Origin of the sequence: Aeromonas enteropelogenes (assembly GCF_020097295.1) — a bacterium.
GTDB lineage: Bacteria > Pseudomonadota > Gammaproteobacteria > Enterobacterales > Aeromonadaceae > Aeromonas > Aeromonas enteropelogenes.
The window spans coordinates 2,458,663-2,470,130 of sequence record NZ_CP083625.1; the positions used below are offsets into that span (position 1 = coordinate 2,458,663).

Here is an 11,468-nt window from a genome sequence, read left to right on the forward strand (position 1 = left end):
AACTCATTCGGACGTTCCGCTATGATGCCGCCGCTTTCTCCTCTTTGAGCCGATTATGTCAGCTGTTGATCTGGGCACAGCCCCCCTCTCTCGCCTCTTCTGGCGTTACGTTACCCCGACCGTGGCCACCATGCTGGTCACCGGCATCTATGTCACCATAGACGGTATCTTCGTTGGCCATGTGCTCGGGCAGGATGGCCTGGCCGGTCTGATGCTGGCCTATCCCATCTGCGCTGTGCTCTATGCGGTGGGGGCCCTGATTGGCATGGGGGCCTCCTCGCTGGTCTCCTTCCATCTGGGGCGGAGCGACCCGGCCAGAGCGCGCCGTATCGTGGGCAACGCGCTGGTGCTGGTGGTGCTTTTGTCGCTCCTGCTCAGCGTTATCGGGCTGCGCTATGGCGGCTCCATGCTGGCCTGGATGGGGGCCGAGGGGGAGATCTTTACCGCAGGCCTCGCCTATCTGCAGGCTTATGCCTGGCTGGGCGGTTTTGCGGTACTCTCGATGACGTTTAGCTCGCTGCTGCGAAATGACGGGCGGCCCGGCTTCGTCAGCCTCATCATGGTGCTTGGCGGCCTGATCAATGTGCTGCTCGACTATCTGTTGATGGTGGTGTTTCCGTTTGGCCTGGCCGGGGTTGCCACGGCCACCATGCTGGCCCAGGCGGTTACTGGTCTGTGCTGCCTGTGGCACTTCTTCACCCCTCGCAGCCAGCTGCGCATCGGTCTGGACAGCCTGCGCCCCGACCCGGCACTGATGGCTGACACCCTGAGGCTTGGTGTCTCCAGCTTTCTGATGTACCTCTATCTGTCTGTGGTGTTGGCGCTGCACAACAAGGCGTTGCTCTCGGTCGGCACCTCCCTCCATGTGGCTGCCTACGGGGTGATCAGCTACACCGAGGCCTTCTTCTATCTGATATTCGAGGGGATTGCCATGGGCATCCAGCCCATCGCCAGCTTCAACGCCGGGGCCGGCCACTGGCAGCGGGTGTTGCGTATACGCAATCTGGCGCTTGGGGTGACCTTGGGCATCGCCCTGTGTGGCATGGTGCCGCTCTACCTGTGGCCGGAGGCAGCTGTCTACCTGTTCGCCGGCGACAACGCGGCGCTGCTTCCGGTAGCGAGCCTCGGGATCTGGCTTTACTTCTGGGGCCTGCCGATGGAGGGATTGTTGCTGGTGGGGGCCACCTATTTCCAGGCCATCAACCGGGCCCGTATTGCCTCCCTGCTGACCGGTGGCAAGCTGGTGCTGATCGGTCTCTTCTTGTGGGGATTCTCCTCCTTGTGGGGCGTGCCCGGGGTATGGCTGGCACTGCCCGGCTGCAGCACCTTGCTAGTGCTGCTGATGTGGCGTGCCATGCGCGGGGAGGCCAGTGCTCACGGGGTGGCGAGCTAGTCGTAGTGATCGGATGGTAGACAACAAAAAGGCAGCCATTGGCTGCCTTTGTCGTCGTGGGGCTTAAGGTTTGAAAGCCCCGATAAAGATGGCGGGATCGACCCGGGTATCGTTGAGGCTGACGTTCCAGTGCATATGAGGGCCGGTGGCGCGGCCGGTGGCGCCCACCCGGCCGACGATGCTGCCGCGGGGCAGGCTCTGGCCCAGCTTCACGTCGACCCTGGACATATGGCAGAACATGCTGATGAGCCCCTGGCCGTGATCGACGAAGACGGTGTTGCCGTTGAAGAAGTAGTCGCCGATGAGGATCACCTTGCCCGCCGCCGGTGACTTGATGGGGGTGCCGGCACCCACGGCAAAGTCGAGGCCGGAGTGGGGATTGCGCTCCTCACCGTTGAAGAAGCGGCGCAGGCCGAACGGGCTGGAGAGGGGGCCATTGACCGGTTTGTCGAACAACAGGTTGCTGGGCTGGTTGGGGCTGAAAGTCTGGTAGGCACGGGTCTGCTCCGCCAGCTCGCGGTTGATGCGTACCATGTCCTCGGCCAGCGGATTGACCTGGCGACCGTTCTTGAGCTTGATGTGCTGCTCGCGGTAGTGCCTGGGAGTGACGGTGAAGTTGAGGATTCGACCATCATTTACCTGCAACTGGTGGGCACCTGTCTTGCTCTTGAGGGAGATGCCGACGATGGCGATCCAGCGCTTGCCCTCTTCACGCACCACCAGCACCGGCTTGCCCTGATAGCGGGCTGTCGGCGCCTGCGCTTCACTGCCCAGCGGCACCACGGCGACACCGCCCGGCACCGGATGATTGAGTAGACGGCTGATAAAGCCTTCGGCCAGTGCCGACTGGCTGGCCAGCAACAACAGACAACAAACAACTCTCATGACGATACCACTCGCGATCAAAACAGGGGAGAAACGGAACTGCTGCAAGGGGCTGATTGTGCCTCGTTCCCGCCGGGACGGCCAGCATGTGAGCCTTCCCGCACCGGTTTTGTGGCGCGGCTGCGTCAGGTTTGTGTGATGAGGGCAGGGCGTTGCCATTGAGTCGCATCCGCCCTGCCTCTAGAATCGGCATCCAGTACTGATGCCCACGATACACAGAGGAGATGACATGAACGGATTACCCACTTTGCGCACAAACCCGGCACGCCACCCAATCGGCCGTGGCTGGGTCTGGGTCCGCAGCGGGTTCGATATCTTCAACAAGGGGATGGGCGTCAGTGTGGCCATGGTGCTGGTCTGGTTTTCGGTCGGCATGGTGCTGGATCAGCTGCCGGCGGGCAGCCTCATCTCCCAACTGCTTTATATGGTGTGGGGGGCGGGGTGGGCCGTGGTGGCCGCTCGGGGCTATCGGGGTGAGGCCCTCAACTTTGCCGATCTGTTTGCCGGATTTCGCCACAAGCTGACCCCGTTGATGCTGGGTGGCCTCCTGGTGCTGGGGCTGTTCAGCCTGATCGGACTGGTGTGTCTCGGACTGCTCTCCAGCTGGGGATTGCTTTCCGTGCTGAGCCAGGATCCAGAGACCATGGTGGTATCGCCCGGCCAGCTGCAACAGCTGTTGCTGGTGCTGCTGGTGGGCACGGCGCTGCTCATTCCGGCGCTGATGGCCGTGACCTTTGCCCCGGCCCTCATCTATTTCCACGATGTGGGCATTGTGCAGGCCGTGCGTCTGAGCTTTGCTGGCTGCTGGCGCAATATGTGGCCCTTCTTCTGGTGGGGGGCCCTGTGCGCCATCCTTTTGCTGTTCGGTGCCGCCTTGATGCTGGTCGGTCTGCTGGTGGTGATCCCGGCGCTCAACTACTCCATTTATGTAGCATATCGGGATATCTTCCTCGATGAGAGCGAAGAGGCGCAGCCGCCCGTCACACCGTTCGGCTTTGAAGCCTGATGCAAGATGAAGAAGGGGCCTCAAGGCCCCTTTTTCATTGTGGTGGTTACTCCTGCCAGAGAGGATCGTCCGCCATGCGCGCCACCAGAAAGTCGAGGAAACTGCGCAGCAGCGGCGACATCTGCTTGCGGGTTGCATAGACACCGTAGACGCCGAGCCGCTTGGGCTGCCACTGGGGCAGCAGGGCAATCAGCTCGCCCCGTTCCAGATAGGGCTGCGCCGAGTAACGGGGTTGCAGGCTGATCCCGGCGCCTTTCAGGGTCGCTTCCAGCAGCAAGTTGGAGATATTGGCGCTGAGATTGCCGCTGACCGGCACCGACTCCGGGCCATCCGGCCCGCTGAACTCCCACAGGCTCTTGCCGAAATAGGTGTAGGTCAGGCAGTTGTGCAACGCCAGATCCTGGGCCTTGTGCGGAGTCGGGTGGCGAGCCAGGTAGTCCGGGCTGGCGCACACCACAGAGTGGCAGGTGCCGAGACGGCGAGCCACCAGATTGGGATCCAGATCGTTGGTGATGCGCACCGCCAGATCGATCCGCTCCTCCACCAGGTTGACGGTTCTGTCGAGCAGCAGAATGTCGACGGCAGTGCCCGGATAGCGGGCAAGGTAGTCGTTGGCTGCCCCTACCAGCAGCGCCTCTGAGAGGGAGTAACTGCTGGTGATCCGCAGCTGTCCCTTGGGGGCGTCATCCCCCCGTATGGCGACCTGCTCCATCTCCTCGCCCAATGTCAGCATGAGGCGGGCGCGGCCCAAGGTCTCTTCCCCCGGGCCGGTCAGGCTCAGACGCCGGGTGGTGCGGTGCAGCAGGCGTGCCCCCATCCAGTGTTCCAGTTCTGCCAGATAGCGGGAGACCATAGCCCGCGACATCTCCAGCTTTTCACCAGCCCCGCTCAGGCTGCCCTGCTCCACGACGGTGACGAAGACCCGCAATGCGGTCAGTCGATCCATGTATGCCCCTCAATATGCTCGATATACGCAACAGTGATGCGCGTTACATGCTGTATTTGCAACTTAATCGTTCCAATAGACTGTGTCCATCCAATGACCCGAATGATGAATGAGGAAAACATGATGAACAGCACCCTGATCCGCAACCTGACCCTGGCCACCACTCTGTTGAGCGGCGCTGCCCTGGCCGGCCCTTTGAGCGTGACCGTTTACAACCCGGGCGAGCAGGGGATCTTCCCCGTCTCCTCCTCCCTGGTGGCGGGCGACAAGGAGGCGATCCTGATCGATGCCCAGTTTGACGTAGAGAATGGCCAGGCACTGGTGGATCTGATCAAACAGAGCGGCAAGAAGCTGACCACCGTCTACATCAGTGGCGGCGACCCGGATTTCTACTTCGGCCTGGAGCCCATCAAGGCTGCCTTCCCCGACGTCAAGGTGCTCGCCGATCAGCATGTGGTGGATCACATCAACAAGACCAAGGATGACAAGCTGGCCTACTGGGGCCCGATCCTGGGTAAGGGGGCCCCGAAAAGCCTGACCGTGCCCGAGGTGATGACCGCTAACCATCTGACCCTCGAAGGACAGCAGATCGAGGTGCGGGAGATGAATACCCCGAATGCCTACCTGTGGGTGCCCTCCATCAAGACGGCGCTGGGCGGCGTGGCGGTATACGGTGGAGTTCACGTCTGGATGGCGGATAGTCAGACCAAGGCGGCTCGCACCGGCTGGGTCGAGGCCCTGAATGGCTTGCTGGCGCTCAAGCCCGAGCGCGTGGTGCCGGGCCACTTCCTGGGCGCCGAGCCCAAGGGTAGCGATGCAGTGACCTTTACCCGCGACTATGTGCAGCGTTTCGAGCAAGAGTTGGCGCAGGTCAAGCACTCAGGCGAGCTGGTCGAGCGTCTGCAGAAAGCCTACCCCGCCTTGCCGGTCGATGACGGCCTGGCCATCGGCGCCAAGGTCAATACCGGCGAGATGAAGTGGTAATACACCGAGCCGTTTCCCTGTGTTTTTTACCGGGCCCTGGGGCCCGGTTTTTTGATCCGGACGATATTCAAGGAAAATTACACCATGAATGCACACACTCTCACTCTGCATTATGTCTATGACTCCCTCTGTGGCTGGTGCTATGGGGCCGCCCCCTTGCTGGCCGCCGCCGCAGGCATCCCGGGGATTGCCATCGAGCTGCATGCCGGCGGCCTCTGGCTGGGGGCCCGTCGCCAGCCGATGGGGATGGCGCTGCGTGACTATGTTCGCCCCCACGATGAGCGGATTGCGGCCTTGACCGGTCAGTCCTTTGGCGAGCGCTACTTCAACGACTTGTTGCTGCGGGAAGGATATATGCTGGACTCCGAGCCTCCCATTCGCGCCATCCTGGCGGTGACAGCTCTGGGGGGAGATGGACTTGCCATGTTGCACCGGATCCAGCAATCCCACTATCGGGACGGCATCTGGGTTGGTGCTCTCGCCACACTGGCCGCCTTGGCGGCGGAGCAGGGCATATCGCAAGAGGCGTTTATCAATGTCTATCAGGAGGTGGATCTGGCCGCTCATCTGGCGGATAGCCAGGGCTGGATGGAGCGGCTGGGTGGCCAAGGGTACCCCACTCTCGGAGTGGAGCAGAATGGCCGGATCCTCGGCATTCGAGTCGCCGATTTTTACGGGGATCCGGAGAGTCTGCGCCGCCAGTTGATGGCCCTGATGCGCTGATCCCGCAGGCTCGATTCAGAGACGCGGAAGAGAGTTTTTTTCATGTGAAATAACATGATGGCAGAAGCGCTATGAGGGACTTCTGTTTTCTGCATGCGGGCTATGCTCTATATGACCATTTCCGGGAGATATTTCGGGAGTGAAGACTCATATCAAGGAAGCCCTCATATGTTCAAAAACATGTCTATTGGCCAGAAATTGAGTGCCGGATTCGCCATTCTGGCGTTGCTTGTCCTTGGGTTGGCCTGGTTTTCCAGCAGTCAGCTGGCGCGGCTTTATGATGATACCGAAACCATCACCAGCAACCTGTTGCCATCGACTCGTCTGGCCGCCCAGATGCATGTTTCCATTCTGGATGCCCGTCGCTCTGAACTGGCCCAGGTGATCGCCAGTCTCAACAAGGATGATGAGGAAGTGAACGAGCGGGCCCGTACCTTTGATCAGGCGAAACAGGAGTTCGAGAAGGCTATTCAGGCATATGGCGCCCTCACGTTCAGTACCAGCGAAGAAAAACAGGTCTATGAGCAGGCGAAGGCGGCCGGAGCCAAGTATTTTGCGGTGCATGACGAGTTAATGAAGGCTTTTGCCGCCGATGATCTGCAGAAGGTCAAGAGTTTGCGTCGTAACGAGACCCGGGTCGCATTGGAGGAAGTCGGCGCCAAGGCATTTCAGTTACGGGAGATCAATACCGAAATAGCCAACAAGATGACCCAGAATGTGGCTGCACTCTACAGCAGTGCCAAGACCATGAGCATCATCGTCAGCCTGGTGACCCTCGGGTTTGTGGTGGCGATAGCCTGGTTGCTGACGGGGCAGGTCCGAAATCCAGTGATGGCACTGCTTGAGCAAACCCGCAAGGTGTCGGCGGGGGATCTCACCTCGCACCTCGACATGCATAAATTCAACAACGATGAACTGGGCACTCTGGCCAAAGGGTTTGGCGAGATGCAGGGCAATTTGCGAACCCTGGTCAGCGAAGTGTCGGGCTCTGTTGTGCAGCTGAGCTCCGCCGCCGAGGAGATAAGTTCGGTAGCCAGCCAGTCCGCCAACAACATGAATGCCCAGCAGCATGAACTGAACCAGCTGGCGACTGCGATGAACGAGATGCAAGCGACGGTACAGGAGGTTTCTCGCAACACCAGCGATGCGGCGAGTGCCGCCACCTCGGCCAGTGAAACGGCCGAGCTTGGCGCAAGAACGGTGAATGATTCCATCCAGCGCATCGAGCGGGTGGCCGGCGCCATCGAAAGCACGGCCGTGGTTATCCGCCAACTGGGGGATGACAGCCGCAATATCGGCATGGTGCTGGAGGTTATCCGCGGCATTGCCGAGCAGACCAACCTGCTGGCACTGAACGCGGCCATCGAAGCCGCCCGAGCCGGTGAACAGGGGCGCGGGTTTGCGGTAGTAGCCGATGAAGTGCGTACCCTGGCCAAGCGTACCCAGGATTCCACCTCCCAGATCAACACCATCATCGCCGAGCTGCAACAGCGCGCCGAGCAGGCGGGCACGACCATGATGCAGAGCCAGGAGCTGATGAATGCGACGGTCGCGACGGCCCGTGAGGCCGGTGAGTCCATCTCCCAGATCAGTGGCTCGGTCAGCAGTATCTCCCACATGAATATCCAGATCGCCACGGCAACCGAGGAGCAGGGGGCGGTGAGCGAGGAGCTCAATCGCAACGTGGTCAATATCAGCCACGCTTCGGAGGAGGTTGCGGCTGGCGCCACCCAGATGGCGCAGGCATGCAACGAGCTCAACCATCTGGCCACCCAGTTGCAGGATATGGTTCGCCGCTTCCGTGTTTGAGGACACTTGAAGGCAAGCCCGGTTACCGCGAGGTGGCCGGGCTTTTGTTATCTGGAGATCGAGTACTTTCCCTTGATGACCTGGGGGCCATGCTTGTTCCAGAAGCCAATCTTGTGCATGCTGATGGCTCTTTTGCCAGTCAGGACTCTTGTTGTATGAATCTTCGCGATCTCGAATATCTGGTGGCACTGGATGAGGAGAAACACTTTCGCAAGGCGGCGGAGCGCTGCTTTGTCAGCCAGCCGACCCTCAGTGGTCAGCTGCGCAAGCTGGAGGATGAGCTGGGGGTGATCCTCATCGAACGTACCTCGCGCAAGGTGTTGTTCACTCCGGCCGGTGATGCCATGGCGCATCAGGCCAGGCGGGTACTCAAGGAGGTGCGTGAACTCAAGAGCATAGGTCAGCACTTCTCCGACCCCATGTCGGGAGAGATCCATATCGGTTTCATTCCCACGGTGGGACCTTATCTGCTGCCCCGCATCATCCAGACCTTGCGTGAAAGCTTTCCCCAGCTTGAGTTCTATCTCTATGAAGAGCAGACCCACGTACTGCTGAAACGGCTGGAAGAGGGGGAGCTGGATTGCGTCATCCTGGCCGAAATGGAGGGGATGGACGGGTTTGGCGCCATCCAGCTCTACCATGAGCCGATGTGGTTGGCCGTCCCAAGCCACCACCCGGAGGCCCAGGCCAGACAGGTACCGCTCGGCAATCTCAAGGGCAAGAAGTTGTTGATGCTGGAAGATGGCCACTGCCTGCGGGATCAGGCGATGGGCTTCTGTTTTGCCGGTGGCATAGGCGAGGATCAGCGCTTCAAGGGTACCAGTCTCGAGACCTTGCGCAACATGGTGGCGGCGGGCAGTGGCATGACCCTGATCCCTCAACTGGCGGTACCGCCCAATCATGATGAAGGTGGGGTAAGCTACCGCCCGGTGATAGAGCCTGTGCCCGGGCGAACCATCGCCATGCTCTATCGTCACTACTCGGTGCGCCGGCCTTGTTTCAACGAGCTGGCCGCCCGCATCATCAAATTGATGGCTGGGCAGTTGACCAAATAAAAAAACCGGCAGCCAAGGCTGCCGGTTCTGTTTTTGCTATGCGGGGATCAGAAGATATCGTCGGTCGAGACGGGGCCTTCGCTGTTTGTGTTGTCACCACCATAGACCTGGTTGCCGTCCGAGCTGGGAGAGGCATAACGGGTCGGTTCTGTCCCCTCCTTGAAGTACTCATTCGTACCGCCACCAGCGGCCAGCAGGCCGGTTTCGCTGTCGATCCTGACCGTCATAATCCCCTCTGGCACAGGCATCTTGTGCTCGGGTACTCCCTTGAGGGCGACTTTCATGAAGTCGATCCACATGGGTTGGGCAGTACCGCCCCCGAACTCGCCACGGCCAAGGCTGCGCTGATGGTTGTCAAAACCGATCCAGGAGGTGGCCACCAGTTCAGGGGTATAGCCGGAGAACCAGGCATCCCTGGATTCGTTGGTGGTCCCCGTCTTGCCGGAAATATCGTGACGCTTGAGGTCACGGGCTGCACGCCAGCCGGTACCACGCCAGCCATTGCCACCCCAGATGGCGCTCGTCAGGGTGTCGGTGATAAGGAACGCGCTCTCGGCACTGATTGTGTGGGGCGCCAGCATGGGGGCGAGGGGCGCCGGATGAGCGTCAGAGCCGGGCTGTTGTGTTGGCTGCGACTCGGGCAGCAGAGCTGCTTGTTGTTCGCAATCGGCACAGGCAATCACGGGGTTGGCCTGATAGAGGATGTGTTCCTGGCTGTCGGTCACCTTGTCGATAAAGTAGGGGGTGACCAGGAAGCCGCCGTTGGCCAGCACAGAGTAACCGCGCACCACCTCGAGCGGAGTAAATTCGGCAGCACCCAGTGCCAGCGACTCATGCGGGGAGATGAAGTCACGCGGGAAGCCGAATCGGGTCAGCCCATCGATGTAGGTATCCAGACCGATGGCGCGCATCAGGCGTACCGACATGACGTTCTTGGACTTGGCCAGCCCTATGCGAAGGGGGGTGGGGCCTTCATAGATGGCGGGCGAGTTTTTTGGTTGCCACATGGGGCCCTTGGACGGATCCCACTGGTTGATCGGGGCATCGTTGATCAGGGAGGCCAGGGTATAGCCGTGCTCCAGCGCTGTGGCGTACAGGAACGGCTTGATGTTGGAACCGATCTGGCGGCGTGCCTGATCGACCCGGTTGAACTTGGACAGCTCGAAGCTGAAGCCACCGACCACGGCCTCAAGGGCGCCATTTTTCGGGTTCATGGCGACCAGTGCCCCGTTGACGTCCGGGATCTGCGCCAGCAGCAGCTCTTCGCCCTGCTCGCGAACCCAGATCTGGGCACCCACTTTCAGGACATCGCGAGCCGATTTCGGTAGATAGCTCTGGCGATCGTCGGTGATAAAGGAGCGAGCCCACTTGATGCCATTCCAGCCAAGCTCTGCCTCCTTGCCATTTTTCAATACCAGAGTGGCACTGCGATCCCCCAGTTTGGTCACCACGGCGGCCATCAGAGGCTCGTAGGTAGGCTGCTTGGCAAGGTGTGCCACTATCTGCTCATAATCCCAGGCCGGTTCACCCGCTTTCCACAACTGTGCAGCCGGGCCACGATAGCCGTGGCGCATGTCGTAGTCAAAGACGCCGTCGATCAATGCCTGTTTGGCTGCCCGCTGACGCTCCGCGCTGACCGTGGTGTAGACATGCAGACCCATGGTGTAGGCATCTTCGCCAAACTGTTCCACCATCTTCTGGCGAACCATTTCACCGAGATAGGGAGCGTTCAGGGTCACCTCGGCGCCGTGATAACGAGCCTTGATCGGCATCTGGGATGCTTCATCAAACTGGGCACGAGTGATCTTGCCAGTCTCCAGCATCCGGCCCAGCACCACGTTGCGGCGAGCAAAGGCGCGTTCGGGGGAGCGGATGGGGTTCAGCATGGAGGGCGCCTTGGGCAAACCGGCAATGATGGCGATCTCGTCCAGCCCCAGATCCTTGACCTCTTTGCCAAAGTAGACCTGAGCCGCAGCCCCGACTCCGAAGGAGCGGTAACCGAGGGGGATCTTGTTGAGGTAGAGCTCGAGGATCTCGTCCTTGGTGAGGTTCTGCTCGATCCGCCAGGCCAGGAACACTTCCTTGATCTTGCGAACGAGCGTCTTCTCGTTGCTCAGGAAAAAGTTGCGGGCTACCTGCTGGGTAATGGTACTGGCGCCCTGGCGAGCCTGGCCCGAAATGGCCCAGACAGAAGCAGCACGGATTATGCCAATCGGGTCAATCCCCGGGTGCTCATAGAAACGGGCATCTTCGGTTGCCAGCACGGCATCGATCATCTGCTGGGGGATTTCGTCAAGGCGCAATGGAATACGACGAATTTCGCCATATTGGGAGATCAATTCACCATCGCGGCTGTAGACCCGCATCGGGGTCGCCAGCTTGACGTCACGCAGGGCGGTGACATCGGGTAATTGGGGTTTGATATAGAAATAGATGCCGATGAGGCTGGCAACACCCAGCACCGCACCCAGCATCATGACAATAAACAGGCGAACGAGCCATTTCAGCATGGAAGAACTACCAATCGTCTTAAAATTAGCCAACGGGCGCAGAGTATAGCCCTTTTGCCATCTGGAATTCGAGGTTTTCCTGTGGCGAGCGACCCACCTAAAAAGGGAGGCGAGAGGTTAGCATTACGGGGAACAATAACCAAGAATGGGATCCCCC

The 11,468-nt window shown here is 60.2% G+C and carries 9 protein-coding genes; 6 read left to right on the top strand and 3 right to left on the bottom strand.

Features of this window, described 5'->3' with window-relative positions:
- The first annotated feature begins 55 nt into the window (after nucleotides 1–55).
- Complete coding sequence (locus tag LA321_RS11595; RefSeq protein ID WP_042072289.1) at nucleotides 56–1,393, top strand: MATE family efflux transporter; 1,338 nt, start codon at nucleotides 56–58, stop codon at nucleotides 1,391–1,393.
- A 63-nt stretch (nucleotides 1,394–1,456) separates the two neighbouring features.
- On the opposite strand, the gene LA321_RS11600 is transcribed toward LA321_RS11595, so the two are convergent.
- Entirely contained in the window at nucleotides 1,457–2,278 is an 822-nt protein-coding gene (locus LA321_RS11600) for a M23 family metallopeptidase (protein ID WP_042072288.1), read from the bottom strand.
- 229 nt (nucleotides 2,279–2,507) lie between these two features.
- Between LA321_RS11600 and LA321_RS11605 the strand changes: the two genes are divergently transcribed.
- Entirely contained in the window at nucleotides 2,508–3,284 is a 777-nt protein-coding gene (locus tag LA321_RS11605; RefSeq protein WP_042025682.1) for a BPSS1780 family membrane protein, read from the top strand.
- Between the two features lie 46 nt (nucleotides 3,285–3,330).
- Here LA321_RS11605 and LA321_RS11610 read toward each other — a convergent pair whose 3' ends face one another.
- Nucleotides 3,331–4,230, bottom strand: a complete 900-nt coding sequence (locus LA321_RS11610; RefSeq protein ID WP_042072286.1) for a LysR family transcriptional regulator — start codon at nucleotides 4,228–4,230, stop codon at nucleotides 3,331–3,333.
- Between the two features lie 123 nt (nucleotides 4,231–4,353).
- On the opposite strand from LA321_RS11610, the gene LA321_RS11615 reads away from it, so the two are divergent.
- From LA321_RS11615 to oxyR, 4 genes are all read left to right on the top strand, one after another.
- Nucleotides 4,354–5,214 carry a Vmh family MBL fold metallo-hydrolase gene (locus LA321_RS11615; RefSeq protein ID WP_042072420.1) on the top strand — a complete coding sequence of 287 codons (861 nt, stop codon included), beginning with the start codon at nucleotides 4,354–4,356 and terminating at the stop codon, nucleotides 5,212–5,214.
- Between the two features lie 84 nt (nucleotides 5,215–5,298).
- Nucleotides 5,299–5,937, top strand: a complete 639-nt coding sequence (locus LA321_RS11620; RefSeq protein WP_042072285.1) for a DsbA family protein — start codon at nucleotides 5,299–5,301, stop codon at nucleotides 5,935–5,937.
- A gap of 168 nt (nucleotides 5,938–6,105) precedes the next feature.
- A complete protein-coding gene (locus LA321_RS11625; RefSeq protein ID WP_026456064.1) occupies nucleotides 6,106–7,746 on the top strand; it encodes a methyl-accepting chemotaxis protein in 1,641 nt (546 codons plus the stop codon).
- A 155-nt stretch (nucleotides 7,747–7,901) separates the two neighbouring features.
- Nucleotides 7,902–8,801, top strand: a complete 900-nt coding sequence (gene oxyR / locus LA321_RS11630) for a DNA-binding transcriptional regulator OxyR (protein WP_042072284.1) — start codon at nucleotides 7,902–7,904, stop codon at nucleotides 8,799–8,801.
- A gap of 47 nt (nucleotides 8,802–8,848) precedes the next feature.
- Here oxyR and LA321_RS11635 read toward each other — a convergent pair whose 3' ends face one another.
- The gene (locus LA321_RS11635) at nucleotides 8,849–11,311 is read right to left on the bottom strand and encodes a penicillin-binding protein 1A (RefSeq protein ID WP_042072282.1); all 2,463 of its coding nucleotides are present in this window, start codon (nucleotides 11,309–11,311) and stop codon (nucleotides 8,849–8,851) included.
- Nucleotides 11,312–11,468 lie beyond the last annotated feature (157 nt).

Coding starts and splice junctions, on each gene's coding strand:
- LA321_RS11595 (WP_042072289.1), top strand. CDS start 56: ATGTCAGCTGTTGATCTGGGCACAGCCCCCCTCTCTCGCCTCTTCTGG.
- LA321_RS11600 (WP_042072288.1), bottom strand. CDS start 2,278: ATGAGAGTTGTTTGTTGTCTGTTGTTGCTGGCCAGCCAGTCGGCACTG.
- LA321_RS11605 (WP_042025682.1), top strand. CDS start 2,508: ATGAACGGATTACCCACTTTGCGCACAAACCCGGCACGCCACCCAATC.
- LA321_RS11610 (WP_042072286.1), bottom strand. CDS start 4,230: ATGGATCGACTGACCGCATTGCGGGTCTTCGTCACCGTCGTGGAGCAG.
- LA321_RS11615 (WP_042072420.1), top strand. CDS start 4,354: ATGAACAGCACCCTGATCCGCAACCTGACCCTGGCCACCACTCTGTTG.
- LA321_RS11620 (WP_042072285.1), top strand. CDS start 5,299: ATGAATGCACACACTCTCACTCTGCATTATGTCTATGACTCCCTCTGT.
- LA321_RS11625 (WP_026456064.1), top strand. CDS start 6,106: ATGTTCAAAAACATGTCTATTGGCCAGAAATTGAGTGCCGGATTCGCC.
- oxyR (WP_042072284.1), top strand. CDS start 7,902: ATGAATCTTCGCGATCTCGAATATCTGGTGGCACTGGATGAGGAGAAA.
- LA321_RS11635 (WP_042072282.1), bottom strand. CDS start 11,311: ATGCTGAAATGGCTCGTTCGCCTGTTTATTGTCATGATGCTGGGTGCG.